At 63.4% G+C, this 26,414-nt stretch carries 21 protein-coding genes and 1 pseudogene; 10 read left to right on the top strand and 12 right to left on the bottom strand.

Features of this window, described 5'->3' with window-relative positions:
- Positions 1 to 20: 20 nt before the first annotated feature.
- Together icmF and V5B40_RS15960 are read left to right on the top strand one after the other, a co-directional pair.
- Positions 21 to 3,290 (top strand): fused isobutyryl-CoA mutase/GTPase IcmF, encoded by a 3,270-nt coding sequence (icmF, locus tag V5B40_RS15965; RefSeq protein ID WP_332355399.1) that lies wholly within the window; start codon positions 21 to 23, stop codon positions 3,288 to 3,290.
- A 152-nt stretch (positions 3,291 to 3,442) separates the two neighbouring features.
- Positions 3,443 to 4,744, top strand: coding sequence for an acetyl-CoA hydrolase/transferase family protein (locus V5B40_RS15960; protein ID WP_332355398.1), 1,302 nt, complete (start codon positions 3,443 to 3,445; stop codon positions 4,742 to 4,744).
- A 336-nt stretch (positions 4,745 to 5,080) separates the two neighbouring features.
- Here V5B40_RS15960 and V5B40_RS15955 read toward each other — a convergent pair whose 3' ends face one another.
- Positions 5,081 to 5,575 carry an OmpA family protein gene (locus tag V5B40_RS15955; protein ID WP_332355397.1) on the bottom strand — a complete coding sequence of 165 codons (495 nt, stop codon included), beginning with the start codon at positions 5,573 to 5,575 and terminating at the stop codon, positions 5,081 to 5,083.
- 207 nt (positions 5,576 to 5,782) lie between these two features.
- On the opposite strand from V5B40_RS15955, the gene V5B40_RS15950 reads away from it, so the two are divergent.
- Positions 5,783 to 6,232 (top strand): hypothetical protein, encoded by a 450-nt coding sequence (locus tag V5B40_RS15950; protein ID WP_332355396.1) that lies wholly within the window; start codon positions 5,783 to 5,785, stop codon positions 6,230 to 6,232.
- Complete coding sequence (locus V5B40_RS15945) at positions 6,229 to 7,212, top strand: CapA family protein (protein ID WP_332355395.1); 984 nt, start codon at positions 6,229 to 6,231, stop codon at positions 7,210 to 7,212. Before V5B40_RS15950 ends, V5B40_RS15945 begins: the two co-directional genes overlap by 4 nt.
- A 13-nt stretch (positions 7,213 to 7,225) precedes the next feature.
- On the opposite strand, the pseudogene V5B40_RS15940 reads toward V5B40_RS15945, so the two are convergent.
- The 4 genes and pseudogenes from V5B40_RS15940 to V5B40_RS15925 all read right to left on the bottom strand — a co-directional run.
- Positions 7,226 to 7,438, bottom strand: a pseudogene (locus tag V5B40_RS15940) (pseudouridine synthase); the annotation flags it as partial.
- A 27-nt stretch (positions 7,439 to 7,465) separates the two neighbouring features.
- A complete protein-coding gene (locus V5B40_RS15935) occupies positions 7,466 to 7,873 on the bottom strand; it encodes a YchJ family protein (RefSeq protein ID WP_332355394.1) in 408 nt (135 codons plus the stop codon).
- Positions 7,874 to 7,975: 102 nt separating this feature from the next.
- Positions 7,976 to 9,403, bottom strand: coding sequence for a DEAD/DEAH box helicase (locus V5B40_RS15930; protein ID WP_332355393.1), 1,428 nt, complete (start codon positions 9,401 to 9,403; stop codon positions 7,976 to 7,978).
- A 486-nt stretch (positions 9,404 to 9,889) separates the two neighbouring features.
- Entirely contained in the window at positions 9,890 to 10,123 is a 234-nt protein-coding gene (locus tag V5B40_RS15925) for a hypothetical protein (protein WP_332355392.1), read from the bottom strand.
- A gap of 601 nt (positions 10,124 to 10,724) precedes the next feature.
- Between V5B40_RS15925 and V5B40_RS15920 the strand changes: the two genes are divergently transcribed.
- Positions 10,725 to 12,233 carry an SLC13 family permease gene (locus tag V5B40_RS15920; RefSeq protein WP_332355391.1) on the top strand — a complete coding sequence of 503 codons (1,509 nt, stop codon included), beginning with the start codon at positions 10,725 to 10,727 and terminating at the stop codon, positions 12,231 to 12,233.
- A 204-nt stretch (positions 12,234 to 12,437) separates the two neighbouring features.
- On the top strand, positions 12,438 to 13,781 hold the full coding sequence (locus tag V5B40_RS15915; protein WP_332355390.1) for a TRAFs-binding domain-containing protein: 1,344 nt from the start codon (positions 12,438 to 12,440) through the stop codon (positions 13,779 to 13,781).
- An 84-nt stretch (positions 13,782 to 13,865) separates the two neighbouring features.
- On the opposite strand, the gene V5B40_RS15910 is transcribed toward V5B40_RS15915, so the two are convergent.
- Both V5B40_RS15910 and V5B40_RS15905 read right to left on the bottom strand, forming a co-directional pair.
- Positions 13,866 to 14,282 (bottom strand): hypothetical protein, encoded by a 417-nt coding sequence (locus V5B40_RS15910; protein ID WP_332355389.1) that lies wholly within the window; start codon positions 14,280 to 14,282, stop codon positions 13,866 to 13,868.
- Between the two features lie 32 nt (positions 14,283 to 14,314).
- Positions 14,315 to 17,047: a cation-transporting P-type ATPase gene (locus tag V5B40_RS15905; RefSeq protein ID WP_332355388.1), complete on the bottom strand. Its 2,733-nt coding sequence runs from the start codon at positions 17,045 to 17,047 to the stop codon at positions 14,315 to 14,317.
- Between the two features lie 579 nt (positions 17,048 to 17,626).
- On the opposite strand from V5B40_RS15905, the gene V5B40_RS15900 reads away from it, so the two are divergent.
- Together V5B40_RS15900 and gpmI are read left to right on the top strand one after the other, a co-directional pair.
- Positions 17,627 to 18,391: a hypothetical protein gene (locus tag V5B40_RS15900; RefSeq protein WP_332355387.1), complete on the top strand. Its 765-nt coding sequence runs from the start codon at positions 17,627 to 17,629 to the stop codon at positions 18,389 to 18,391.
- 252 nt (positions 18,392 to 18,643) lie between these two features.
- Positions 18,644 to 20,284, top strand: a complete 1,641-nt coding sequence (gene gpmI, locus V5B40_RS15895; protein ID WP_332355386.1) for a 2,3-bisphosphoglycerate-independent phosphoglycerate mutase — start codon at positions 18,644 to 18,646, stop codon at positions 20,282 to 20,284.
- 56 nt (positions 20,285 to 20,340) lie between these two features.
- On the opposite strand, the gene lysA is transcribed toward gpmI, so the two are convergent.
- A complete protein-coding gene (gene lysA, locus V5B40_RS15890; RefSeq protein WP_434735881.1) occupies positions 20,341 to 21,612 on the bottom strand; it encodes a diaminopimelate decarboxylase in 1,272 nt (423 codons plus the stop codon).
- Entirely contained in the window at positions 21,609 to 21,791 is a 183-nt protein-coding gene (gene lptM, locus V5B40_RS15885; protein ID WP_332355384.1) for an LPS translocon maturation chaperone LptM, read from the bottom strand. Before lptM ends, lysA begins: the two co-directional genes overlap by 4 nt.
- A 36-nt stretch (positions 21,792 to 21,827) precedes the next feature.
- Between lptM and cyaY the strand changes: the two genes are divergently transcribed.
- Positions 21,828 to 22,148 (top strand): iron donor protein CyaY, encoded by a 321-nt coding sequence (cyaY, locus tag V5B40_RS15880; protein WP_332355383.1) that lies wholly within the window; start codon positions 21,828 to 21,830, stop codon positions 22,146 to 22,148.
- A gap of 39 nt (positions 22,149 to 22,187) precedes the next feature.
- Here cyaY and V5B40_RS15875 read toward each other — a convergent pair whose 3' ends face one another.
- From V5B40_RS15875 to V5B40_RS15865, 3 genes are read right to left on the bottom strand one after another with little or no spacing between them, the layout of a single operon-like run.
- On the bottom strand, positions 22,188 to 22,460 hold the full coding sequence (locus V5B40_RS15875) for a DUF6587 family protein (RefSeq protein ID WP_332355382.1): 273 nt from the start codon (positions 22,458 to 22,460) through the stop codon (positions 22,188 to 22,190).
- Entirely contained in the window at positions 22,453 to 24,351 is a 1,899-nt protein-coding gene (gene feoB / locus V5B40_RS15870) for a ferrous iron transporter B (protein ID WP_332355381.1), read from the bottom strand. Before feoB ends, V5B40_RS15875 begins: the two co-directional genes overlap by 8 nt.
- The gene (locus tag V5B40_RS15865) at positions 24,348 to 24,638 is read right to left on the bottom strand and encodes a FeoA family protein (protein WP_332355380.1); all 291 of its coding nucleotides are present in this window, start codon (positions 24,636 to 24,638) and stop codon (positions 24,348 to 24,350) included. Before V5B40_RS15865 ends, feoB begins: the two co-directional genes overlap by 4 nt.
- Positions 24,639 to 24,989: 351 nt before the next feature.
- Between V5B40_RS15865 and V5B40_RS15860 the strand changes: the two genes are divergently transcribed.
- Positions 24,990 to 26,402: an ATP-binding protein gene (locus tag V5B40_RS15860; RefSeq protein ID WP_332355379.1), complete on the top strand. Its 1,413-nt coding sequence runs from the start codon at positions 24,990 to 24,992 to the stop codon at positions 26,400 to 26,402.
- The last annotated feature ends 12 nt before the right edge of the window (positions 26,403 to 26,414 follow it).

Below are 26,414 nucleotides of genomic sequence, written 5' to 3'. Positions count from 1 at the left end.
TTTCGTGGAGCACAAACGCCATGACCGATCTTTCGATTGCCAAGAAGCTTCTACCGTACAAACCCAAGCACAAACTGCGCTTTGTTACAGCGGCTTCCCTCTTTGACGGGCACGACGCGTCGATCAACATCATGCGCCGCATTCTGCAGGGAACCGGTGCCGAGGTCATCCATCTCGGCCACAACCGTTCGGTGCAGGAGATCGTGAACGCGGCGCTGCAGGAGGATGTGCAGGGAATCGCCATCACCTCGTACCAGGGTGGCCACGTCGAATTCTTCAAGTACATGATCGACCTGCTGAAGGCGGGTGGCGGCGAGAAGATCAAGGTCTTCGGTGGTGGCGGCGGCGTCATCGTGCCCAGCGAAATCGCCGAGCTGCATGCCTACGGCGTGGCGCGTGTCTATTCGCCGGAAGACGGTCAGTCGATGGGTCTGCAGGGAATGATCAACGACCTTGCGGAAAGCTCCGACTTCGACCTCTCGGCGCTGGCGCCGCAAGATCCTGAAGTAGTCCTGGCGACGCTCAGGGCCGGCGATCGCCGCCATCTGGCGCAGGTGATTACGGCCCTGGAGAACGGTGTCTATCCGGAAGCGCTGCGCAGGAAGCTCGTTGATGCGGCCGCCGGGCTGAAAGTCCCGACCCTGGGCATCACTGGCACCGGCGGCGCCGGCAAGTCATCGCTGACCGACGAACTGGTGCGCCGCTTTCGGCTCGACCAGAGCGACCGCATCAAACTGGCGATCATTTCCATCGACCCCTCGCGCAAGCGTACCGGTGGCGCGCTGCTCGGCGACCGCATCCGGATGAACGCCATCGAGCACGAGAACATCTACATGCGCTCGCTGGCGACGCGTGAAACGGGCTGCGAGCTTTCTGCCGCCCTGCCCGAAGTGCTCGCCGCCTGCAAGCTGGCCGGCTTCGATCTGGTGATTGTCGAAACCTCGGGGATTGGTCAGGGCAATGCGGCAATCGTGCCGCTGGTCGATGCTTCGCTGTATGTGATGACGCCCGAGTTCGGCGCCGCGTCGCAGCTCGAGAAGATCGACATGCTCGATTTCGCCGATTTCGTGGCCATCAACAAATTCGACCGCAAGGGCGCCGATGACGCCTTGCGCGACGTGCGCAAGCAGTATCAGCGCAACCACGAGGCCTTCGGTCAGCGTACTGCGGAAATGCCGGTCTTCGGCACCATGGCTGCGCGCTTCAACGACGACGGCGTCACGGCGCTTTATCAGGCGATGCTGCCGCGTCTGCTTGAGCTCGGCCTGCCGCTCAAGAAAGGCAAGCTGCCGCTGGTTTCCGTTCGCCAATCGTCGAACCAGCGCGCGATCGTGCCGGCGCAGCGCGTGCGCTACCTGGCCGAGATTGCCGAGAGCGTGCGTACTTATCACGCACATAGCGCCGAGCAGGCCGAAGTGGCGCGCGAGCGGCAGTCGCTGCGCACCGCCAAGAACCTCTTTCAAGCCTGCGGCAAACCGGCTGGCAGCGACTTCGACGAGCTGATCGAATGGAAGGATGGGCAGCTCGACGCGCGCGCTCGCAAGCTTCTCGACATGTGGCCGAAAACCGTGGAGCTGTACGCCCAGGACGAGTACGTCGTCAAAATCCGCGACAAGGAGAAACGCACTCGCCTGACCAGTACCTCGCTCTCCGGGTCGCGCATCCGCAAGGTGTCGCTGCCGACCTACAAGGACGAGGGTGAAGTGCTGCGTTTCCTGATGCGCGAGAATGTGCCTGGCTCCTTCCCGTTCACCGCCGGCGTCTTTGCCTTCAAGCGCGAAAACGAGGATCCGACACGCATGTTCGCCGGCGAAGGCGACGCTTTTCGTACCAATCGCCGCTTCAAGCGCGTCTCCGAAGGCATGCCGGCGAAGCGTTTGTCGACCGCCTTCGACTCGGTCACCCTCTACGGCTGCGATCCCGATGCCCGCCCGGACATCTACGGCAAAGTCGGCAACTCCGGCGTCTCGATCGCCACGCTCGACGACATGAACGTGCTTTTCGACGGCTTCGATCTCTGCGCGCCGACGACTTCGGTTTCGCTGACCATCAATGGTCCGGCACCGATCATTCTGTCGATGTTCTTCAACGCCGCGATCGATCAGCAGATCGCCAAATTCGACAGCGAGAACGGTCGCCAGCCGACCGAAGACGAGATCGACAAAATCCGCGAGTGGGTGCTGGCCAACCTGCGTGGCACCGTTCAGGCCGACATTCTCAAGGAAGATCAGGGACAGAACACCTGTATTTTCTCGACCGAATTCGCGCTCAAGATGATGGGCGACATCCAGGAGTTCTTCGTCCATCACAACATCCGCAATTTCTACTCGGTGTCCATTTCCGGGTATCACATTGCCGAAGCGGGCGCCAACCCGATTTCGCAGCTGGCTTTCACCCTGGCCAACGGCTTTACCTACGCCGAGGCCTATCTGGCGCGCGGCATGCAAATCGACGACTTCGCGCCCAACCTGTCGTTCTTCTTTAGCAACGGCATGGACCCCGAGTATTCGGTGATCGGGCGCGTCGCCCGCCGCATCTGGGCGGTGGCGATGAAGAACAGGTACGGCGCCAGCGAGCGCAGCCAGAAGCTCAAGTATCACATCCAGACGTCGGGGCGTTCGCTGCACGCGCAGGAAATGTCCTTCAACGACATCCGCACGACGCTGCAGGCGCTCATCGCCATCTACGACAACTGCAACTCGCTGCACACCAACGCCTACGACGAAGCGATCACCACCCCGACCGAAGAGTCCGTTCGCCGCGCCATGGCCATCCAGTTGGTGATCAACCGCGAGTGGGGTCTGGCGATGAACGAGAATCCCAATCAGGGTTCGTTCATCATCGACGAACTGACCGATCTGGTCGAAGAAGCGGTGCTCAAGGAGTTCGAAGCCATCGCCTCGCGCGGCGGCGTTCTCGGGGCCATGGAAACCGGCTATCAGCGTGGCAAAATCCAGGAAGAGTCGCTACATTACGAGCACAAGAAGCACGACGGATCCTTCCCGATCGTCGGCGTCAATACCTTCCGCAATCCGAAGGGCGACGCCCAGATCGAGATTGAGCTGGCGCGCTCGACCGAAGCAGAGAAGCAGTCGCAGCTCAAGCGCCTGAAGGACTTTCAGGAGCGCAACGCCGAAGCGTCGGAGGCGATGCTCGAGCGCCTGCAGCAGACGGTCATCGAAGACGGCAACGTTTTCGCGGTGTTGATCGACGCCGTGCGCGTCTGCTCCTTGGGGCAGATTACCCATGCGCTTTACGACGTCGGCGGCCAGTATCGTCGTAGCATGTAGCTTGCAAGCTGGGTTTGCCGGGACGCGCCTTGCCCGCGCGCCCCGTGTGCACCTTTTGCGTGCGTGGCACGGTGCCAGAAAAAAGAGCGTAGTCGGGAGGAGGTCACTCCCGGGATACGGTTTGTTGGCCAACAGCAAGGAGGGGATGGAGCATGTCGGACATTTACCAAAGGATCTACCAGAGCAAGAAAATGACGGCAGCAGAGGCCATGGGTCTGGTCGAGAATGGCGATTTTATCAGCGTGCCAACCGGTGTTGGCGAACCGCCGACCCTGCTGAGTGCGCTCTCCGAGCAGCGCCAGCGCTTTCACGGGGTGACCGTGGCGCAGATTCTGCCGCTGCGAAAATTCGCCTATATGGACCCCGAGACGGTCGACAATGTCCGCCATCTCGCTTTCTTCTACGGCGGTGCGACTCGCCCCGGCGGGCTGGAAGGATGGATCGATTATCTGCCAAGCTATTTCTCGGAAATGCCGTCGCTGATCAAGAACCGGCAGATTCGCGTCGACGTGGTGTTCACCATGGCCTCGCCCATGGACGAGCACGGCTACTTCTCGATCAGCCTGGCCACTGACTACACCATGGCGGCGATCAGTAGCGCGCGGGTGGTGATCCTCGAGGTCAATCCGAACGTACCCTTCACCAACGGCAATTGTCACGTGCATGTCTCGCAGATTGCCGGCCTCGTCGAGAGCGAGGACCCGGTCCTCGAGGTCGGCCTGCCGAAGATCGGCAAAGTGCAGGAGGCGATCGGCGAGTACGTCACCGACATCATCGAGGACGGGTCGACGCTGCAAATCGGTTATGGCGCCATTCCTGACGCCGTGGTCATGCAACTGGTTAACAAGCACGATCTCGGAATCCACACCGAGATGATCGGTGACGGCATCCTCAAGCTGCTCGAATGCGGTGCGGTCACCAACCGCAAGAAAACCTATCTGCCGGGAAAAATGGTCGCCACTTTTGCCCTCGGTTCGCAGCCGCTCTATCGCTTCATGCATCGCAATCCGACGCTCGAAATGCATCCGGTCGATTACACCAACGATCCTTTCCTGGCAGCGCGCAACGACAAGCTGGTGAGCATCAACGCGACGCTGCAGGTCGATCTGATCGGCCAGTGTTGTTCGGAAAGTTTCGGTCCGCAGTCCTACTCGGGTACCGGTGGACAGGTCGACTTCGTGCGTGCGGCCAATCGCTCACGCGATGGCAAGTCTTTCATCGTCCTGCCGGCAACGGCCAAAGGCGATACCATTTCGCGAATCGTGCCGACGCTGACCACCGGCGCGCATGTCACGACCAGCAAGAACGATGTCAACTACGTGGTCACCGAATATGGGCTTGCGCAGTTGCGTGGCAAAAGCGCCAAGCAAAGGGCGCAGGCGCTGATCGGCATTGCTCACCCTGATTTTCGTGGCGAACTCAGCGCCGCGGCGCACAAGTTGAAGTTGCTTTAATGTGAAAGTCGCGCAAGCGACTCACGAAACTCCCTTCTCCCCTCGCGGGAGAAGGGCCGGGGGTAAGGCGGGGAATTCAGGGAGCATGCTCCCCCGGCCCGGCGAACGATTCCGGCGTGCAAGCCGGAATGCGCACTGCAAGTGAGAGGGGGCGGTCATGACTTTCATGATCCGGAGTATATCGACATGTCATGACCGTTAGCGCCGCCACCAGCGAGCACGGCGTCACGGACTCGGGGGCAGCCGTCCCGTCAAGGCTGCCGCGGTTTCGTGATCGCCTGTGCTTGCCGCCAATCTGGCGACGGCCGCGGCGTTGCGGCGTGCGAACTCAGGAACTTAGCGTCTTTCGTACACCAGTTCGACTTTGCGCATGGTCTGACGACAGGCCTCGCTGTCGCAGGCCTCCTTGTTGCTCTGCTCGCTGCCGAGCGGCAGGCGCCGCAGTTGGTTCTTGGCCACGCCGAGCGAGCGCAGCTTGTCGTTCACCGCTTCGATGCGCTTGTCCGCCACCGCCAGGTTGTAGGCCGCGCTGCCGAGATTGTCGGTATGGCCGACCAGGGTCACGATCAGCTGCGAATCATTTTTCAGGCGCAAGGCATTCTCGCGCAGGACGACGACGCCCTCGTGGCCTATCCGTGCCTCACCGAAGCCGAAATAGACCGTTCTCTTCTCGGGTTCGTCGGCGAAAGGCGTGTTCGGGACGGCGGGCGTTACCGGCACTGGTTCGCGAACCGTGACCGGCTCGCTCACGGGTTGATCGATGGTGCTGCAGGCGCTGAGCAGTATGGCGCCGGCAAGGCAGACGAGGCGAAGACGAAGATAAGGAGGCATTGTTGATGCACCTGCAGGTCGAGACACGGCCACTAATGCGGGAGGTGACGCCCGATTCGGAAGATCACTTCCCAGGCGCGAGCCTGCTAGTTTAGCAATGATTCTCCCTGGATGGTTGTGCTGGCGCGTGGTCAAGTTCATCTATATGCCTTGACGGGCTTCTGCCGCCTCCCGATACTGCGCCCTTCGCAACCACTGTCTGCTCCCATGCCTGCCCCTCGCCGGTATCTCTTTCTTCTTGGCCTGTTCAGCTCGCAGCTGCTGGCCGTTCCGGCGCGAGCAGCCGTCGTTGAAAGCGTCGCTTGCCACGTCAGCTACGGCGGCAAAACCCTGATTTTGCAAGTGCAGCCGGTTGTCTCGCCCTATGGCGTCGCGGTCGAGAAAGTGGGTTCGTATTTTCTCTTCCGCGTCGTTTTTCAGAAAGAGCCTGCCGATCTGGCGACGATCAAGGTCTATGTGCTGGCCGCCAAGGACAGCGGCCCGACGCCGATCCATCAGGCGACGCATGCCTATCCACCGCCGCTGGTGAAAGCTGCGCCGTGGGGATTCACCGGGCTCAATCACGTCTATGAGCCGCTCAGGGACGGCGAATTGAGCTACTGGTGCGAGTGGTCGGGTGAGCTGCGGGAGTCGCGCTCCGAGGGCCAGCAGCAATGAGCAGGGGACGCCGTCTTCTCGCCTTGCTGGCGCTCGCTTTCGGCCTGGCGCTGGCCAGCCCGGCTGGCGCCGAGAGCGTGCGCCTGGTCTTCGTCGGCGACGTCATGCTCGACGACGGGCCGGGCCGTCTGATTAGCCGTGGCGGCGATCCGCTGGCGGCGTTTGCGGCGCAGTTGCGAGATGCCGACTACACCATCGGCAACCTCGAATGTCCGATTGCCACGCAGGGTCAAGCCCTGGACAGCAAGATCTACAGCTTTCGCGCCGATCCGCGCGTGGCGCCCCTGCTCAAGGGCCGCTTCGACGCGCTGGCCGTCGCCAACAATCATTCCGGTGACTACGGGCAGCAGGCTTTTCTGGAAACACTCGACCATCTTTCCGGGCAGGGAATCGCCGCCTTTGGTGGCGGCCACAATCTCGAGGAGGCGCACCGGCCCCTGTGGATCGCACGTGGCGGTTTGCGCATTGCCGTACTGGCCTACAACGAATTCAAGCCGCGTTCCTTCGAAGCCGGGGCCGAATGGCCGGGCATCGCCTGGAGCGAGGACAGCCAGGTCGTCGCCGACATCCGGGCCGCGCGGGCGGCCGGTGCCGACCTGGTGATTCCCTTCATGCACTGGGGCTGGGAGCGAGAAGAGCAGCCGAGCGAGCGGCAGCGGCAGCTGGCGCGGACGATGATCGATGCGGGCGCCGATGTCGTCGTCGGCGGCCACCCGCACGTCACGCAGGGCGCCGAATACTACCGCGGCAAGCTGATCGTCTATAGCCTGGGCAATTTTGTCTTCGACGGTTTCGACAATGCCGCCACGCGCACCGGTTGGTTGCTCCGCCTGACCCTGGACAAGAGTGGGCTGATGGCCTGGGAGACCCTGGCCGCGCATATCGACGACGACGGCAGTCCGCAGCCGAGAGCCGGCGTCGTTACTCCCTGCGGTCGCGCCGGGGAGAGCGTCGTCGGCGAGTGCGTCAACAATCCCTGACCTTCGCCGCGGGGCGGCCCTGGGCGCTGCTCAGCGCGAAGAGCAGGACCCCGGAGCTTCCCTTGTCGAGGCGGTGCACCGCGTAGACGCGCTGGCCGAGCTGATCTCGCAGCATCTGCAGCGCAAAGCGTCGCTCGCTGCGGTCGATGCTGCTGCGGTGGACCAGGAGTCCCGCCGGCTTGTGGATGGCGACCAGGTGCTGGTTTTGATAAATGATGGGCAGCACGGCGCCACCGGCCTCAATCATTACGGCTCACTTGCTGCTCGTCGCCGCAGGGAATTCGCCATCGACGTAGTACCAGCGACCGGCTTGCTGCACGAAGTGGCTGACTTCGTGCAGACGCTGCGCGCGGCCGCCGACCCGGTAGCGGGCGACGAATTCGACGATCGCCGTTTCCGGTCCGGTAGTCACGTGGCGGCGCACTTGCAGGCCCAGCCACTGCGGCGCCAGGGCGCCATCAGGATCGACTTGCGTCGGCCGGGTCGATGGGTGCCAGGTGGAGAGAAGGTAGGCTTCGATGGCCAGTACGTAGGCGCTGTAGCGCGAGCGCATCAGCGCTGCCGCGTCGGGTGCTGCGGCCCCGTCGTGCAGGGGGCCGCAGCATTCGGCGTAACGAAGCGCGCTGCCACAGGGGCAGGCACTCTTCGAAGTCTGTTTCATGACCGACTTGTGAGCGGAGTTTGCCATGGATCAAACCGGGGCGGGAGTGGCACGGTTGGCACAATTGGCACGGGCGTCGGGCCAGGCCGCCGCCCATCGCCATCAGCTGCCGCGGCGTGCCGGGCCGCGAAACAGTGCCGCCGTGGCGGCGCCGCCATCCGCTCGTGGACGTTGCGGTGCGCGCGGTGGCGGTGGGTTATGCGCTGCGCTCGGATTGGCACGGGCGGGGGACGAAGTCGCTCCCGGCCGCGCTGGTGGCGTTGCCGCCTTGGCCGGCGTGCGAGCGCGTCCGTCGCGAGCGGGGGCCGCACCGCGGCGGTTGCCGTCGTGGCTGCCGCGCGGCGCTGGAGCGCTTACCGCGGGCGCAGGAGTCGTGCCCGGCTCGAAGCCTTCGACGACCTGTTTCTCGATGCGCCGGGTGAGCAGTTTCTCGATTGCCGCCAGCAGCGGCCGCTCTTCGGCACAAACCAGCGACAGCGCTTCGCCGGAACTGCCGGCACGGCCAGTGCGGCCTATGCGATGCACGTAGTCTTCGGGAACGTTGGGCAGCTCGAAGTTCACCACGTGTGGCAGCTCTTCGATGTCCAGACCGCGCGCGGCGATGTCGGTGGCCACCAGGACGCGCACCGTACCGTTCTTGAAGCCGGCCAGGGCGCGCGTGCGCGCCGGCTGGCTCTTGTTGCCGTGGATGGCGGTGGCTTCGATACCGGCCTTGCACAGGTACTCCGAGAGGCGGTTGGCGCCGCTCTTCATGCGCGTGAAGACCAGCACCTGCTTCCAGTCGCCCGAAGACACCAGATGCACCAGCAGGTCGCGCTTGCACCAGCTATCGACCGGGTGCACGCGCTGCGCGACGAGTTCAGACTCGGCGTTGCGGCGTGCCACTTCGACCATCGCCGGGTTGTGCAGCAGGCCGTCGGCGAGCTTGCGGATTTCTTCCGAGAAGGTCGCCGAGAAGAGCAGGTTCTGGCGTTTCGCCGGCAGCAGCGCGAGAACGCGGCGGATGTCGCGGATGAAGCCCATGTCCAGCATGCGGTCGGCTTCGTCGAGCACCAGGATTTCGACATTCGACAGCTCGACGGTTTTCTGCTGCAGGTGATCGAGCAGGCGTCCGGGCGTCGCCACCAGAATGTCGACGCCGCGGCGCAAGGCGTCGATCTGCGGGTTGATGTTCACGCCGCCATAGATCAGCGTCGTCTTGAGTGACATGTACTTGCCGTAAGTGCGCACGCTCTCTTCGATCTGCGCCGCGAGCTCGCGGGTCGGGGTCAGGATCAGCGCCCGCACGCGCTGGCGTGGCTGCGCGTTGGCGCTGGCACGGGCAGGCATGGTGCTCAGGCGTTGCAGCAGCGGCAGCGTGAAACCGGCGGTCTTGCCGGTGCCGGTTTGCGCACCGGCGAGGACGTCGCGTCCTTCGAGAATCAGCGGAATCGCCTGCGCCTGTACGGGCGTCGGCTCGGTGTAGCCTTGTTCGGCGACAACACGGGTGAGCTCGGCCGACAGGCCGAGCGCGGAAAACGATTGGGTCAAGGTGAATCTCCGGTGAACGACCTGCTGCGGCATGATGCCAACAGAGCCGGTTCAGGCGCTTGGAACTAGGGGGCTGGGTGTGCTGCGGGGCGATCGGCAAGTGCCGATGGCGGATCAACCGCGAGAGGACCGAGCTGCCGACCGGATGAAACGCGGCTCGGTTCTGGGCGGCACTATACACGCTTTGGCACAGGATGACGAAAAAAGCCGCTCGCGTCGGCCAAGGGCCGAGCGCCAGCGGCTCGCCGTGACGGAAGAGCAGCATCGGCTGACGTTCACTTTATTCCAGGCCACCGCACCCGTAGGTTGGGGTGAGGAACGAACCCCAACATGGTTTTGAGCGGTGATTGCGTTGGGTTTGCAGGCTCACCCCAGACTACCTGAGCTGTCGTGCAACGCGGGACCGCGGTACTTTGGTACGGCGCGGCAGCCCGACAAAGTCGCGCTGCCGGGCCGCCACAACGCCAACGAACAGCCTGCCGCCAACTACATCGGCAAGTCCTTCGGAAAGCCGACCAGCTCGTCGTGGTCGAGCTTCTCAATAGCCTCCGGCCCCAGTTCGCGGCTGTTCCACGCGTAATTGAGCTTGGCGTAGATCGTCGGCATCAGTTGCGGTAACAGCTCGTCGACCGCTTCCGGGTCGGATTCCAGTTCGCCGATCGCTTCTTCCAGCTCTTCCATGGCATCGGTGAGAGTGGTGAGAACCCATTCTGCGTCCATTTTCTGTTCCTTCAAGTCTGGTGTGGAGGCGAATCTTAATGTGAAAGTCGCGTAAGCGACTCACAAACCTCCCTTCTCTCCCGGCGGGGGAAAGGCAGGGAGAAAAGGTGAACGGTCATAATTTTCATGACCCTTAATCCGGGAAATCTCGCTTGGCGACGGACGGGGGCAGCGCATGACGAGTTTGCTTCCCCCTAACGGGCATGACATGTCGAGACACCCCTGATGATGAAAGCCATGACCGTCCCCCTCTTCCCCTGACCCTTCTCCCACGAGTGGAGAAGGGAGTTTCGTGAGTCGCTTACGCGACTTTCACATTAAAGATACTCGATCCGGAACGACATCCCCCTCCCTCTTTTTTACCCCTGCGAGAAACGTCGCTGCCGGCGCCTGATGGCGACCCATTAAGCATGGCTCCGTCAGGCGGCCGGCGTCAGCATGGGGCCGGTGCCGCGCCATGGCCTGCGGCGGTGAGCTCGCATATTGCAAGCGCTGCCGTTTTCTTTCATTATCTCAGCGGCAACCTGGTTCGCCCTTTGCTTTTATGCTGTGCATTTTGCATCGTTGCGCAGCTTTCTCATAATCTGTCTGAGGACGCACAATGAGTACAAAAAACAATAACCCAATCATGGACGAAGGCGAAGGTCCACAGGCCAGTATTCCCATTTCCCGAACGCGACTAGCGGCTATTGTCGCGGGGCCGGTGCTGATGTGCGTGTTGCTCGCACTGCCAGCACCGGCAAGCTTGTCGGCAGAGGCCTGGCGCCTGGTCGCACTGGCAGCCTGGATGGTGACCTGGTGGATGTTCGAAGCCGTACCGGTTCCGGTCACCGCGTTGTTGCCGATTCCGGCGATGCCGCTGCTTCATATTGGCAAGGAAGGCGCCGTTGCCGCCAACTATGGTAACCCGCTAATTTTCCTGTTTCTGGGTGGCTTCCTCATCGCTACTGCGATGCAGCGCTGGGGGCTGCATCGACGAATTGCCCTGAACATCGTCAATGTTGTGGGCACCAGCCCGGGAGGCATCGTTGCCGGATTCATGCTGGCGACCGCGGGCCTGTCGATGTGGATCTCCAATACTGCGACCACGGTGATGATGTATGCAGTGGGTCTTTCGGTGGTCGAGTTCGTGAAAAGTCACTCGGATAACGCCGACCAAACCCGTCGCTTTGGTCTTGCCTTGATGCTTGGCATTGCTTACAGCGCCTCGATTGGCGGTGTAGGGACGCTGATCGGGACCCCGCCCAACACCTTGCTGGCGAGCTTCCTGTTGGAGAATCACGGTATTCAGATTAACTTCGCTACCTGGATGTTGCTCGGTGTGCCAGTGGTCGTCGTCCTGCTGCCTTTGACCTGGGTCTTGTTGTGCAAACTCGTTTACCCGACCAAGGACCTGAAGCTTGCCGGCGCGCACGACATCATTAGCCAGGAACTGAAAAGCCTTGGCGTGATGTCGAAGGGCGAACGAATCGTGCTGGTGGTCTTCGTCATCACGGCGCTCCTCTGGATTACCCGTTCCTTTTTGGTCGATCTGACTGGATTGAACATCTCGGATACTTCTATCGCCTTATTTGCGGCAACGCTTTTGTTCGCCCTCCCCGCTTCGGTGGAGAAGGGCCAATTCACCGTCGATTGGAGTGTCGCCAAGAACGTCCCCTGGGGCGTCCTGCTGCTGTTCGGTGGCGGCTTGGCGTTGGCGGGTGCGTTCAGTAGCACGGGCCTGGCCACGGCCATCGGCGATGCGGTGGGTGGTTTGCACGGAGTCGAAATCGGGGTGATCATGTTGGTCACCATCACGGCCATGGTTTTTCTCACGGAACTGACTTCCAATACCGCCACCACGGCAACCTTCCTGCCCATACTGGGAGCAGTGGCTGTCGGCATGGGGGTGAGCCCCTTGGCGCTGACCATACCCGCGGCACTGGCCGCTTCGATGGCTTTCATGATGCCAGTGGCGACGCCGCCCAATGCGATTGTCTTTGCCTACGAGGAAATGCGCGTTCAGGATATGATGAAGGCGGGACTCTGGCTGAATTTCGTGGCAATCGCCGTGATTTATGGGGCGATGCTTTATCTGGCGCCCATGGTGTTCGACTTGGGGATAGGTTGACGGACGGGGTAAGCGGATCGACCGCAAGCGTTCCGTGTCGCATCGGCGCCTCCCACCCGTGACATGGCCAGGTTTGTGGCCGGGTTCAGAATAGAACAAGAGCCCGGCCGCCCGATTGCTCTGGCGCTGATTCACGTCGCTCGCCTGCGGCAGCGGTAAGGCGCTCGGAGAGAGCTGCTAATGCCGTTTGTTCCAAGGAGAACCATGATGCTACCGCTATGTTTCGTACTCATGCCTTTCGGCAAGAAAGCCATTCCTTCCGGCACGACGGTCGATTTCGACGCCGTATTTCATGAGCTGATTGCTCCGGCGATAGAGGCGGCGGGCATGGAGGCGCTGCGTGCCGATCAGGAGGTCAGCGGTGGGGTGATTCACAAGCCGATGTACGAACGCCTGATTCTCTGCGACTTTGCCGTCGCCGACCTCACCGGTGCCAACGCCAATGTCTTCTATGAGCTTGGCTTGCGCCACGGCGTGCGCCCTGCGACCACCGTCCTGCTCTACGCGGGCAGCGAACGCATGTCGTTTGACGTCGCACCTTTGCGTGCCTTGCCCTACCAGTTGGGCGCGGACGGCAAGCCGACCGATGTCGAGGGCGCACGCCAGGCCTTGTCCAAGCTCCTCGAAACCGCCAGGGCTGCGCGCGGAGAAGCGAGTACCGACAGCCCGGTTTTCCAGTTGCTCGAGGGCTACACCGCGCCCGATATCGCCCGCCTGAAAACCGATGTCTTTCGGGATTGTGCGCACTATGCGGTCGAGGCGCGCAAGCAGCTCGCCGACGCCCGGCGCGCCGGCAAGGACGCACTCAAGAAGGCGGCGGGTGAACTCGGCGAGGTGCAGGATCTCGAAGCGGGGGTGGTCATCGACCTCTTTCTCTCGTATCGCGCGCTCAGCGACTGGCAGGCGATGGTCGATCTGGTGGCGCAAATGTCGGCACCGCTGGCGCGCAGCGTGCTGGTGCGCGAACAGCTGGGCTTTGCCCTCAATCGTCTCAAGCGTCGCGACGAAGCCGAGGAGTTGCTGGTCGAGCTGATCAAGGAGCACGGGGCGAGCAGCGAAACCAATGGCTTGCTCGGGCGGGTGTACAAGGACCGCTGGGACGAGGCGCGTAACGCCAACGAACTGCTCAAAGCAAAGGGCTCGTTGAGCAAGGCGATCGACACCTACCTGAAGGGTTTCGAAGCCGACTGGCGCGACGCTTACCCGGGCATCAACGCGGTGACGCTGATGGAGCTGAAGAACCCGCCCGATCCGCGCCGGCTTGAACTGCTGCCGGTGGTCAGCTATGCGGTCAAGCGACGTCTGGCGAACGGCACTCCGGACTATTGGGACCATGCGACGCTGCTCGAACTGGCCGTCCTGCAAAAGGACGAAGACGCGGCAATGGAGGCTGCCGGCAATGCGCTGGCCGCCGTTCGCGAATCGTGGGAGCCGGAAACGACGGCGCGCAACCTGGCCTTGATCCGCGCCGCGCGGGCGGCGCGCGGCGATGAAGTCGCCTGGGCGGCAGTGATCGAGGACGAACTCGACAAGCGCGCGGCCGGCTGACAGGCGCGGTGGCGCTGGGCGAAGCTTCGCCATCCCCTTACCGTTGCTGCCGCTGCCGCTGCCGCGGCGTATCGCGGCTGGTGCCTACTTCTGCCCGGCGAGGGCCGCCATCGCGGCGGCGTGCGTCTTGTCCGCTGCCGCCTTGCGTGCGGCGACATAGGCCTGCAGCGTGTCGTTGATCGACTGACCGGTCTTGCCATAGGTATCGAGGGCCGCGAGCAGCTCAAGCTGGCTGGCCCTGATGTGGGCGGCGTCGCGCAGATGACCGGCGTAGCGTCGGCAGGCCGCGAAAATGGCCGTCGCGTCGTCACCGCTGCGCTTGCTGACCTGCTCGAGCATTACCCGCGTCTCGCTTACGACCGGATCGTCGGCGGCGACTGGGTGATCGAGCGACAGCGAAGTCATCTCCTGGGCAACGCTATCGGTCGACATCGCGGCGGCGCCGCCGCAGCTCATGGCGAGCAGCGAGGCCAGGGAGATTAGGGCGAAAACTTGTTTCATCGAGCGGGAGGCTTTCCGGTGAGTGGCAGGCATCAGTGGGCTTGGCGAGCTTCGCGCAGCCGTTTTTCGATGCCCACGACAATATAGGCGAACAAGCCGACCGCGGCTATTTCCAGCCATTGGCGGAGGCCGATCGGGGCCGTGGCGAAGAGGCGGTTGAGCAGCGGCAGGTAGGTCAGCAGCGCCTGCAGCACGGCCATGGTCAGCACACCGTACCAGATGGCCGGATTGGAGAACAGGCCGACGTGCAGCGCCGAGCGAGTCAGTGAGCGGCAGTTGAAGAGGTACATCGCTTCGACGACGACGAAGACGTTGAGGGCGACCGTACGCGCTTCGGCGAGCGGATTGCCAAGCGACAGTTCGCGCAGGAAGAGGCCGAAGGCACCGGCGAGCAGCAGCAGGCTGACCAGAACGATCCGCCACACCAGCGCGCTGTCCAGAATCGGGGTCCCCGGTCGGCGCGGGCGGCGCTGCATGACATTCGCCTCGATCGGTTCGAAGGCCAGCATCAGACCGAGGAAAACGGCGGTGGTCATGTTGATCCAGAGGATCTGCAGCGGCGTGATCGGCAGTGTGGCGCCGGCGACAACCGCCGCCAGGATCACCAGGCCCTCGCCGAAATTGGTGGGTAGCGTCCAGGTAATGAACTTGACTAGGTTGTCGTAGACGCCGCGTCCTTCCTCGACGGCCGCTTCGATGGCAGCAAAATCATCGTCGGTGAGCACCATGTCGGCGGCGTCCTTGGCGACCTCGGTGCCGGCCTGGCCCATGGCGATGCCGATGTCGGCCTGCTTCAGCGCCGGCGCATCGTTGACCCCGTCGCCGGTCATCGCCACCACCTCGCCATTGGCCTGCAGCGCCCTGACCAGGCGCAGCTTCTGCTCGGGTTCGACGCGCGCGAAGACGTTGACCTCGGTGGCCACCCGGCGCAGCTCCTGATCGTCGAAAGCCGCCAGTTCGACGCCGGTGAGGGCCGTCTCGCCCTCCTTGATGATCTCGAGTTTCCGGGCGATCGACAGCGCGGTGACGGCATGATCGCCGGTGATCATCTTGACCGTTATGCCGGCGGCGTGACAGGTGGCCACTGCGGCGATGGCCTTCGGGCGCGGCGGGTCGATCATTCCGACCAGGCCGATGAACTCCAGGCCGGCATCGGCGCTGTGCTCGTCGAGAGCTGGCAGCGTGTTCGTGGTGGTGGTGAGGCGGGCGATCGCCAGAACGCGCAGGCCTTCCTTGGCCATGGCGCGCGCGGCGTTCTCGATCTCCGCGATCTCCTCGGGGCGCAGCGCCACCGGCTGTCCGGAGGCGTCGAGCATCTGTTGCGAGCGCGGCAGCAACTGTTCGAGAGCTCCTTTGAAGTACGCCAGGCGCTGGCCTTCGATTTCGTGTGCCGTGGCCATGTACTGACGCGTCGAATCGAAAGGGATTTCGTCGCGGCGCGGGAAGCTCTTGTGCAGCGCCGCCTCGTCGAGACCGGCCTTGCGGGCGACGACGATCAGCGCTCCTTCGGTCGGGTCGCCGACGATCGTCCATTGTTCGCCGTGTTCGCGCAGGTCCTTGCCTTCGCTGCCGGTGTCGTCCTCGCTCAGCGCGGCATCGTTGCACAGTACGCCGGCGAGCAGGCACTCGCGCAGGGCGCCGGCGATCTCAGCGCCGTCGCCGACCTTGCCTTCGGGCGCGTAGCCGCTGCCGCTGACCGTCGTCTGCACGCCGCCGGCGTAAAGCTCGCGGACGGTCATCTGGTTTTCGGTCAGGGTGCCGGTCTTGTCGGAACAGATGATCGTCGTGCTGCCCAGGGTTTCGACTGCCGGCAGCTTGCGGATGATTGCCCGCCGTTTGGCCATCCGCGCGACGCCGATGGCCAGGGTAATGGTCATCGCCGCCGGCAGCCCTTCCGGGATGGCGCCGACCGCCAGCGCGACGGCAGCCATGAACATTTCGAACGCCGACGAACCGCGCCACATGCCAACGATAAAGGTGAGTACCGCCAGCAGGCCGATGGCGATCAGCAGCCAGTTGCTGAAAACCGCCATCTTGCGCGTCAGTGGCGTCGTCAGGTCCGGTGCTTCGGCGATCAGTTGCGAGATGCGGCCGGTTTCCGTGCGGTCGCCGGTGGCGACCACCACCCCGGCACCGCGGCCGGTGATCATCACCGTGCCGGCATAAGCCATGTTGCAGCGGTCGGCGAGAACAGTGGCTTCGGGGAGGACTTCGCCGTGCTTGGCGACCGCCGTCGATTCGCCGGTCAGTGCCGATTCGATGGCCTGCAAGTCCTTGGCGCGGAACAGACGCAGGTCGGCCGGTACCTTGTCGCCGGCCGCCAGCAGCACCACATCGCCAGGGACCAGTTCGGTCGATGGCAGACGTTGCTTGCAGCCGTCGCGCAGGACGGTGACTTCGCTACTCACCGAGCGCGCCAGCGCCGCCAGCGCATCCTCGGCGCGGCCTTCCTGGATGAAGCCGATCACCGCGTTGATCAGGGTGACGCCAAAGATGACTCCCGAATCGACCCATTCGCCGAGGACGGCAGTAACCACGCCGGCCACCAGTAGCACCAGCACCAGCGGCTGGACGAACTGCAGAGCGAAGCGCAGCAGAGCCCCCTTGCCTGGCTTTTGGGTAATCCGGTTCTCGCCATGCAGCGCGCGGCGGTCGAGAACTTCGCCAGCGGCGAGCCCCTCGTCGTAGCTCGCTTGCAAGCGCGTCGCCGCTTCGTCAGCGGCGATGAAATGCCAGGCGACCCGTTCCGGAGATCTCTCGTTCACGGCCTTGGCCACTCCGGGTGCGAGCGCTGATCGGCAGGGGCGATCAGCGTGGAGCCGAGTACTGTCGCCGCGGGTAGTCGATATCTGTCGTTCATTTTTCCCCCTTTGCCATGACCGCTGCGCGGGCTTCTGTTCTTGGCAACTGCTTTCTTCAGAAACGCGTTCAGGGCTGTGTTGAAGATTATAAAGCAGCCCTGGACGCGTCGTCGCGGATGTCGCCTGGACAAGCCGGGGGGCTGTGCCGTCGCGCATCCGTTCGCGTAGGTGGCCGAGCAGGTGTGGGTTGGTGCCAAACGATAGTGTCGGAATATTTGACAGTGGATAAGCGGGCGCTTCGAGTTTTCAAGAGAAAACTCTGATTTAATGGCAGATTAAGTACAGGCACAGTCATTGCTTAGGTTTTCTTTAATGTTACGGATCCTTGGCAAAATGGCAGCTTTCAAGCGACCGCATGGGTTCTTCGGCCTTTTGGCCGCGGTCCTTGTTGCAACCCAGGTCGTAGCATATCCACTTGATGACGATCATCTGGCAGCGCACGGCGCTGTCAGTCGCGACGCGTTTGCGGAGTTGCCCGCGGCCGTGAGCGCTGGCGCCTGGTCGACCGAGTCCTTGCCCGGCCTCGACCACGCGGCTTCTGTCCACTTGTTCGTCGACCCGTCGCCGGCTGCGCGTCAGGACGTGGACTTTGCCAAGCCTGCGCAAGCTGACCCGCTCCGCCGGGCGCTGCGAGCGGTGGTCAATGTCACTGCCAGTCGGGAGCGGGGAGCTTCCGCAGCAGCGGTAGTTTTGCCTACGGAACAGCTCGACCCGTTTACCCCCATCCTGGGAGACGAAATCACCGCGGCGGTTTTGAGAATGGAGGAAGGGCTCGCCGAAGTGCTTGGCGAAGCCCTCGACGCGCGTGTCGACGAGGACGGTCGGGTCACTTTTTCCATGGCTGGCGTGGAAGGCTTTCACCTCAGCGCTGGCAACGGGCAGGTGTCGCTGGGGCATGGCGATACGGTGTTCGCTTTCAGCCAGGACAGGAGTGCCCAGCTTGGGCGGCGGATCGCGGCGCTCGATGCGGTCCGCGACGCCGAGCAGGGAGCGCTGCCAAGCTCTTCCAATCTGCTGCGTGATCTGCTTGCGCTCGGCGTACGCGTCGTTCAGTATCCCCTTTTCTGGGTCCTGGTTTCTATGGCGCTGATCGGCAAGATCGCGCTGGTGTTTGCCACCCGGCACAAACGTCGGCGTTTGCCGCGGCTCAAATCGAACGCACAGCCCAAGGTAAAGCAAATCCGCACTCGCGCGCGCATCAAGCTCAAGCGCGTGCGTACCCGAATCCGGCTGCGGCAGTCCGCGTAGCTGCTGGCGGCGCTGCTGCCTTGTGGGAGCTGTGTGCTCTGCCACGGCACGCCGCGCATGCTTGGCGGAGGCAGGCGAGGCCCAGCGAGCTCTCGTTGCGACGACTATTCCTCGTCGATTCCTCGTCGATTCCTCGGCGATCCCGGTCAGCGGGGCTTGGGGGTATACTGGCGCGGATGTCGCGGGTTTGTCGCTTGTCCCGATTCCTGCGACCTGGCTTCTGACCTTTCCACTCCCCAGGAATCCATCATCATGCTGCAGAAATCTGCTTCTTTCCCTGGTATTCAGGGACCTATCGTAACCATCGTCATGGACGGTTACGGGATCGCCAAGTCCGACGTCGGCAGTGCCATCGCCGCCGCCACAAAGCCGACCCTGGATCGTCTTTTTGCCAAGTATCCGAATATCACCCTGCGCGCGCACGGCGTCGCGGTCGGCATGCCTTCCGACGACGACATGGGTAACTCCGAAGTCGGCCACAATGCCATCGGCGCCGGCCAGGTCTACAGCCAGGGTGCCTCCCTGGTCGCCGACGCCATTGCCGCCGGCTCGATCTGGCAAGGCGCTGCGTGGCAGGAAGTCATCGCCAGCGTCAAGGGCGGGGGCGGCGTGCTGCACTTCCTCGGCCTCTTTTCCGACGGCAATGTGCACAGCCACGTCGACCACCTGCGGGCGATGATCGTCCGCGCCAAGGAAGAAGGCGTCAAAGCGGTGCGAATTCATATCCTGCTCGACGGCCGTGACGTTCCCGAGACCAGCGCGCTTGACTATGTACTGCCCTTCGAAGCTTTCCTGGCCGAAACCAACGATGACCGCTTCGACGCCCGCATCGCTTCGGGTGGCGGGCGCATGAACATCACCATGGATCGCTACGAGGCGAACTGGAACATGGTCGACAAGGGCTGGCACACGCACGTCCTCGGTGAAGGCCCGCAATATGACAGCGCGGCTGCCGCGATCGAGGCCCTGCGGGTGGAATTCCCGGGCACGATCGACCAGGATCTGCCGGCGTTTGTCATCGGCAGCGCCGGTGTTCCGGTCGGAACGATCAATGATGGCGACGCGGTGGTCTTCTTCAACTTCCGCGGCGACCGCTCGATCGAGATCACGCGCGCTTTCGAAAATGCCGATTTCGACAAGTTCGATCGCCTGCGCGTGCCCCGCGTGACCTACGCCGGCATGCTCCAGTACGACGGCGATCTCAAGCTGCCGAATCGCTTCCTGGTCGATCCGCCGGCCATTCTCGACACCATGGGCGAATGGTTTGCCAAGGCCGGTATCACCCAGTTCGCCTGCTCGGAAACGCAGAAGTTCGGCCATGTGACCTATTTCTGGAACGGCAACCGCTCGAACAAATTCGACGGTGAAACCTACCAGGAGGTGCCCAGCGATGTGGTGCCCTTCGAGCAGCGGCCGTGGATGAAGGCCGCCGAGATCGCCGACGCGATGATCGCCGCCCTGAAAAGTGGCCAGTACAAGACGCTACGTTGCAATTTCGCCAATGGCGACATGGTCGGTCACACTGGCAGTTTCCGCGCCGCGACGATGGCCATCGAGGCCGTGGACCTGGAACTGGCGCGCATCCTGCCGGTCATCGACGCGCTCGGCGGCGTGGCCTTGATCACTGCCGACCATGGCAATGCTGACGAGATGTACGAAATCGACAAGAAGACCAAGCAGCCGGCGAAGAATGCCGATGGCTCGTTCAAGGCGAAGACCGCGCACACCCTCAATCCGGTGCCGTTCATCCTCTACGACAATGTTTCGGGCGGCAAGCTTGGCCTGCAGGCGAGCGAGACTGCCGGCCTCTCGAACATCGCGGCGACGATTGCCAACCTGCTCGGCTTCGAGAAGCACGCCAAGTGGGACGACAGCCTGCTGGTCGTCAAATAGCGCAGACGACTTGCCTCAGGAAAGTCCGCACGGCCGCCGCAAGGCGGCCGTTTTTGTCAGGGCAGGCGCTGCTCCAGTGCGTAGAGTTCCTCGGCGCTTTCGCGGCGGCGAACGAGATGCGCCTGCTGGCCATCGACCATCACTTCGGCGGCACGTGGGCGGGTGTTGTAGTTGGAACTCATGACCATCCCGTAGGCGCCGGCGGAGAGGATCGCCAGCAAGTCGCCTTCGGCCAGGGTCAGTTCGCGACCGTGGCCGAGAAAGTCGCCGGATTCGCAGATCGGTCCGACGATTTCCCATTTTGCCGTGTCGCCTGAACGTGCTGCCACGGGAACAATGTCGTGCCACGAGCCGTACAAGGCAGGTCGGGAGAGGTCGTTCATCGCCGCGTCGACGATCGCGAAATTCTTCACTTCGCCGGGCTTCAGATACTCGACGCGGGTGAGCAGCACGCCGGCATTGCCAACCAGGCGGCGACCGGGTTCGAGAAGGATGCGCAGGGGTCGCCCCTTGAGCTTTTCGAGCAGTGGCTGCAGGTAGGCGTGCACGCTGGTTGGTACATCAGCGTCGCTGTAACGGATACCTAGACCGCCGCCGAGGTCGATGTGCTGCAGCACGATACCGTCGCTGGCCAGCTGGTCGACCAGTACCAGCAGCTTGTCGAGAGCTTCGGAAAATGGCGTTGCGTCGAGCAGTTGCGAGCCGATATGGCAGTCGATGCCGCTGACTTCGAGGTGCGCCAGTGCGGCGGCCTGCCGGTAGAGTGCCCGTGCTTCGTCGTAGGCGACGCCGAATTTGTTTTCCTTGAGGCCGGTCGAGATGTAGGGGTGCGTACCGGCATCGACGTCGGGATTGACGCGCAGGCTGACCGCCGCGGTCTTGCCAAGCTGGCCGGCGACGGCGTTCAGGCGCTCGAGTTCGGGAGAGGATTCGACGTTGAAGCACAGAATGCCGGTGTTCAGCGCCAGTTCCATTTCGGCGGCGGTCTTGCCGACCCCGGAGAAAACAATGCGCTGCGGATCGGCGCCAGCGGCCAGAACGCGCTTGAGTTCGCCGGCCGAGACGATATCGAAGCCGGCGCCGCGGCGGGCCAGGACGTCGAGCACGGCGAGGTTGGAGTTGGCTTTGACGGCGTAGCAGACGAGGGCATCAAGCCCGGCCAACTCGTGTTGGAACTCGTCGAGTGCATTTTCCAGCGCCTGGCGCGAGTAGACCCAGCACGGCGTGCCGAACTCGCTCGCGATGTCGCTCAGAGCGACCGACTCGGCGTGCAAGACGCCGCTACGGGTGTGGAATGGGCTCAAGGAGTTTATCGGGCGGGGCGTCATTTGCTCGACTTCTCGGTGCTCTCGGGCGCCGTGCTGGTGCTAGAATCGCTCGCAGCCGTTGCCGGACTTGGCGACGGTGTCGTGGCCACGGGTTTCGGGGGTAGCGTCAGCCCACCTTTGCTGCCGCAGCCGGCGAGCGCGAGGGTTGCCAGCAAAGCCAGCGCGAGATATTGCCGCATAGGTCGAATCGCCAAAACGGGAAATGTTAGCACAGGATGAATGATAGCGAATTCAACGCGCTTGCCGACGCAGCGCTGCAGGAGATCGAGGCCGGGCTGGAGCGTAGCGGCGCCGATCTGGACTTTGAAAGGATCGGCGACAACGTGCTCGAAATCGAGTTCGCCGACGGCGGCAAGGTCATCGTCAACCGCCATGATGCGGCCAGGGAAGTTTGGGTGGCTGCCCGGTCCGGCGGTTTTCACTACCGCTGGGACGGCAGTGGTTGGCAGGATACCCGTGGCGGCGAGGAACTGATGACCGCCCTCTCGAAGCTGCTTTCCGAGCAGGCGGGGGAGTCGGTATCCCTGCGCGAGTAGTGTAGGGCTGCTTTGAGGGAGTGGTGGCGAACGAACACGCTACAAATTCCCCTTGTTGATGAAGCGCACGGGCTGTGGTCCTTGTTTGCCGGCGCAGCCGCTGCAGCCGCCACAAGCGCTTTTTGAGCGGGCCGCGGCGCGTCGTTGGCGTAGCGCCACCGCCTCGGGATCGGCTTTCGCAAAGCCCAGGCCTAGCGCCATGGTGGCCGAGTGCTCGGCAAGCGAGAAACGGGCGCCTGCCGGCAGCAGGCGCCAGCCGGCGTAGAGAGCGGCACAGGCGACCGCGGCGTACACAATCAGATCCTCAAGCATGGCCGGCTCCAGTCAGGAGCAGCGCCACCCGATAGGTGATGAAAGACGCGAGATAGGCCAGGGCGAACAGGTAGCCGGCCATCAGCAGCGGGTAGCGCCAGGAGTTGGTCTCGCGCTTGACCGCGGCCAGCGTGGCCAGGCACTGCGGCGCGAAGACGAACCAGGCAAGCAGCGAGAAGGCCGTTGGTAGCGACCAGCCGGCTGCCAGCAGCGGGCCGAGTTGCCCGGCCACGTCGTCACCCGTCGCCGAGAGAGCGTAGACCGTACCCAGCGCACCGACGACGACTTCACGCGCCGCCATGCCGGGGACCAGGGCGATCGAGATCTGCCAGTTGAAGCCGATCGGCGCGAAGATCACTTCCAGTGCCTGGCCCAGCATGCCAGCGTAGCTGTACTGGATGGCCGGGCCGGTAGCGCCTTCCGGTGCGCCGGGAAAAGTCGACAGGAACCATAGCAGTACGGTCAGCGCGAGAATGATGTTGCCGACGCGCCGCAGGAAGATTTTCGCGCGTTCGAGCAGGCCAATCAGCAGGTTGCGGCCGTGCGGCAGGCGGTAGGATGGCAGTTCGAGCAGCAGTGGATGCTGCAGGCCCTTGCTGACGGTCATTTTGAGCACTGCGGCGACGCCCATCGCGCTGACCACTCCGGCAACGTAGAGAGCGAACAACACCAGGCCCTGCAGATTGAAGACGCCGATAGTTGTCTGCGGAATGAAGGCGCCAATGAGCAGCGCATAGACCGGCAAGCGCGCCGAGCAGGTCATCAGCGGGGCGATCATGATCGTCGCCAGGCGGTCGCGCCAGTTGCTGATCGTGCGTGCGGCCATGATCCCGGGAATGGCGCAGGCAAAACTGGAGAGCAGCGGGATGAACGAACGTCCTGAGAGGCCGACGGTCCCCATCAGGCGGTCGAGCAGGAACGCCGCCCGCGGCAGGTAGCCCGAGTCTTCAAGCGCCAGAATGAACAGAAAGAGAATCAGGATCTGCGGCAGGAAGACCAGCACTCCGCCGACGCCGGCGACGATGCCATCGACGAGCAGACTGCGCAGCAGGCTTTCCGGCATATGGGCGCTGAGGAATGCGCCAAAGGCTTCGACACTGGCGGTGATCATTTCCATCGGCAGGCTGGCCCAGCTGAATACCGCCTGGAACATCAGGAAAAGCGTGGCCGCCAGAATCAGCAGCCCCCACACCGGGTGCAGGACGACGCGATCGATACGTTCGTCGAAGCGCGTGTCGATCGCCGGCTCGCGGACGCTGGCGGCGAGAATGCGGCGCACTTCGCGTTGCGTGGCGGTGACGTCGGCGACATCGGGGGCCAGCCAGGCGGCCGGTGGCGGCAGCTCGGCGGCAGGGCGAGGCAGCCGCGCGGGTACGCTCGCTTCGAGCTGGGCCAGCAGTTCGCTGGCGCCACCGCGTCTGACGGCGATGGTATTGACCACCGGCATGCCTAGTTCGCGCTGCAGGGCGGCGACGTCGATGGTGATGCCGCGCTTGCTGGCCAGATCGGTCATGTTCAGCGCCAGCATCATTGGCAATCCCAGACGTTTGACTTCCAGCACCAGGCGCAGGTTGAGCTTGAGGTTGGTGGCGTCGCTGACGCAAACGATCATGTCCGGGCGTTGCTCGCCGGCGAGCGTGCCGAGAACCACATCGCGTGTGATCTCCTCGTCGATACTGACGGCGTTGAGGCTGTAGGCGCCGGGCAGGTCGAGGATACGGAACTGTCGGCCCGCCGGCGTCGTCAGCATCCCCTCCTTGCGGTCTACGGTTACGCCGGGGTAGTTGGCGACCTTCTGTCGGCTGCCGGTGAGCAGGTTGAAGAGGGCGGTCTTGCCGCAGTTCGGGTTGCCCAGCAGGACCAGGCTCATGGCTTCACTGGCGCTGCTCATGCGGTCGCTCTTCCGTTACGCAGTGGGGCGACCAATACGCGCTCGGCTTCGAAGCGACGCAAGGCGAAAATCGTGCTGCCGACGCGTACCGCGATCGGCTCGCCTCCCGGGAAGCCGCGCGCGACGACGCGCACTCGCTCACCGTTGACAAAGCCGATTTCGTACAGCCGCAGCGCCAGCTCACGCTCGGCAGCATCGTCAGCTGTGGTCAGGTCGTCGCTGCTGACAGTCCCTTCGTGACCCCGCGGAAGGTCGAAAAGGGAAATCAATTCCAATGGGCCATTCATGTCGTCTGCCACCTTCCGGCTAGTGCATCGATATCGCTGCGAACGCTTGCCAGCGTTCAAAAAAGACAGTCAGGTCTGGCCTCTGGGGGGGCGTTGTCGCTGTCAGTGCAGTGCAGCAGCGGCAAGAGCCCGAGTGCACAGGGCTGCATTATACATGAGAATCATTCGCAACGAAATGCCGTGGCGTGGTTATTTCGCAGGTTTCGATGTCGCTGGCGGAGACATGCGCAGGCTGGCGACAAGCGGTGCTGGCCTTGACCTTCCTGCGGCAGATCGCCGCAGTCTCGGCAAGGACAAGGGGCAAGGCGTAAAATTGCTGCTTTCGACCGCTCTCTAGCGCCGCCAATAACGATGTTTCCAGCCTTTCAGGAGCAGCAAGGAGAGGAGCAAGAGCCGGCACCGGCATTCATGTCCGGCAGCGCGAACCCTTTGGCGCGCGTGCTCGTGCTGCGCCGCATCGAAGTGCTGACCCAAGCCGTCGTGTTGCTGTTGGCGGTGGCGTGGCTGAAGATCCCCCTCGACGTCGCGCCGATGATGGCGGTCATCGCCCTGCTCGCCGCAGTCAACCTGCTCACCCGCTGGCGGCTGGTCCGCGGTGGCGCGGCCAGCGAAGGCGAAGTCTTCGCCCATCTGGCGATCGACGTCGCTGCCCTCGGCGTCCTGCTATATTTTGCGGGGGGTTCGGCCAACCCCTTTGTTTCGCTGTTCCTGCTGCCGCCGACGCTGGCTGCGGCGATGCTGCCGGCGCGCTACGCCTGGTCCATGGCAGCGATGACGCTGGCTGCCTACACTTTCCTGATCTTCTGGAAGCTGCCGCTGCCGCCACCGCAAGGCGATCTCGCCCAGTTCGACGCGCTGCTCGCCCGTGCCACCGGCGGCGCCAGCGAACACGCCATCCATAGCAGCGGCTTTGCCCTGCACATTCTCGGCATGTGGCTGAACTTCGTGATCAGCGTCGTCGTCGTTGCCTTTTTCCTGACGCGCATGGCGGCAGCGCTCAAGCAGCGCGAACGCGAACTCGCAGTGGTCCGCGAAGCCGTTCTGCGCGACGAGCAGATTCTCTCGCTGGGCACCCTCGCCGCCGGCGCGGCGCACCAGTTGGGGACGCCGTTGGCGACGATGGCGGTGGTCATCCGTGAGCTTGAGCTCAACCATGGCAGCGGCGACACCGAGCTGCGTGAAGATCTGTTACTGCTGCGCGAACAGGTCGATCGTTGCAAACAGACGATTTCGCAGATCCTCGCCTCTTCCGGCCAGGAGCGCGAGGAAAGTCTGCGCTCGCTGGCGCTCGATGCCTACCTGCAGCACGTGCTCGACGACTGGCAGCTGATTCGTCCGCACGCGCGGCTCAGCGCGACGCTGCACGGTGCGCAACCAGCGCCCTTGATCGCCGTTGACCGCACCCTGGAGCAAGCGCTGCTCAATCTGCTCGATAACGCCGCCGACGCCGCCGACACCAATGGCGCCAGCCAGGAAGTGCTACGCTTTACGGCGTCCTGGGATATCGAGCGCTGTCGCATCGAGATCCTCGACGCCGGTCCCGGGCTGAATGCCGAAGCGCGGCAGCGGCAGGGCGAGGCCTTTTTCACCACCAAGGTTGACGGCGGTGAGCGTGCCGGCGGCCTCGGCATTGGCCTGTTCCTGAGCAACGCCACGCTCGAGCGTCTCGGCGGCAAGGTCGAGCTCTTCAACCGTGAGCCGCCGCAGAGCGGCGCCTGCACCCGCGTCACCCTGCCTTTGGCCCGACTGAAAGCGCAAAGCTGAGAACTGAACTGA

It is taken from the genome of Candidatus Accumulibacter meliphilus (assembly GCF_036625345.1).
Taxonomy (GTDB): domain Bacteria; phylum Pseudomonadota; class Gammaproteobacteria; order Burkholderiales; family Rhodocyclaceae; genus Accumulibacter; species Accumulibacter meliphilus.
The sequence above is the reverse complement of the archived record's forward strand: the minus strand, read 5'-3'. Positions and strand labels throughout refer to the sequence as shown.

What these genes read in the sequence shown, in the direction of transcription:
- icmF (WP_332355399.1), top strand. Translation starts at nt 21, where the DNA reads ATGACCGATCTTTCGATTGCCAAGAAGCTTCTACCGTACAAACCCAAG.
- V5B40_RS15960 (WP_332355398.1), top strand. Translation starts at nt 3,443, where the DNA reads ATGTCGGACATTTACCAAAGGATCTACCAGAGCAAGAAAATGACGGCA.
- V5B40_RS15955 (WP_332355397.1), bottom strand. Translation starts at nt 5,575, where the DNA reads ATGCCTCCTTATCTTCGTCTTCGCCTCGTCTGCCTTGCCGGCGCCATA.
- V5B40_RS15950 (WP_332355396.1), top strand. Translation starts at nt 5,783, where the DNA reads ATGCCTGCCCCTCGCCGGTATCTCTTTCTTCTTGGCCTGTTCAGCTCG.
- V5B40_RS15945 (WP_332355395.1), top strand. Translation starts at nt 6,229, where the DNA reads ATGAGCAGGGGACGCCGTCTTCTCGCCTTGCTGGCGCTCGCTTTCGGC.
- V5B40_RS15935 (WP_332355394.1), bottom strand. Translation starts at nt 7,873, where the DNA reads ATGAAACAGACTTCGAAGAGTGCCTGCCCCTGTGGCAGCGCGCTTCGT.
- V5B40_RS15925 (WP_332355392.1), bottom strand. Translation starts at nt 10,123, where the DNA reads ATGGACGCAGAATGGGTTCTCACCACTCTCACCGATGCCATGGAAGAG.
- V5B40_RS15920 (WP_332355391.1), top strand. Translation starts at nt 10,725, where the DNA reads ATGAGTACAAAAAACAATAACCCAATCATGGACGAAGGCGAAGGTCCA.
- V5B40_RS15915 (WP_332355390.1), top strand. Translation starts at nt 12,438, where the DNA reads ATGATGCTACCGCTATGTTTCGTACTCATGCCTTTCGGCAAGAAAGCC.
- V5B40_RS15910 (WP_332355389.1), bottom strand. Translation starts at nt 14,282, where the DNA reads ATGAAACAAGTTTTCGCCCTAATCTCCCTGGCCTCGCTGCTCGCCATG.
- gpmI (WP_332355386.1), top strand. Translation starts at nt 18,644, where the DNA reads ATGCTGCAGAAATCTGCTTCTTTCCCTGGTATTCAGGGACCTATCGTA.
- lysA (WP_434735881.1), bottom strand. Translation starts at nt 21,612, where the DNA reads ATGACGCCCCGCCCGATAAACTCCTTGAGCCCATTCCACACCCGTAGC.
- lptM (WP_332355384.1), bottom strand. Translation starts at nt 21,791, where the DNA reads ATGCGGCAATATCTCGCGCTGGCTTTGCTGGCAACCCTCGCGCTCGCC.
- cyaY (WP_332355383.1), top strand. Translation starts at nt 21,828, where the DNA reads ATGAATGATAGCGAATTCAACGCGCTTGCCGACGCAGCGCTGCAGGAG.
- V5B40_RS15875 (WP_332355382.1), bottom strand. Translation starts at nt 22,460, where the DNA reads ATGCTTGAGGATCTGATTGTGTACGCCGCGGTCGCCTGTGCCGCTCTC.
- feoB (WP_332355381.1), bottom strand. Translation starts at nt 24,351, where the DNA reads ATGAGCAGCGCCAGTGAAGCCATGAGCCTGGTCCTGCTGGGCAACCCG.
- V5B40_RS15865 (WP_332355380.1), bottom strand. Translation starts at nt 24,638, where the DNA reads ATGAATGGCCCATTGGAATTGATTTCCCTTTTCGACCTTCCGCGGGGT.
- V5B40_RS15860 (WP_332355379.1), top strand. Translation starts at nt 24,990, where the DNA reads ATGTTTCCAGCCTTTCAGGAGCAGCAAGGAGAGGAGCAAGAGCCGGCA.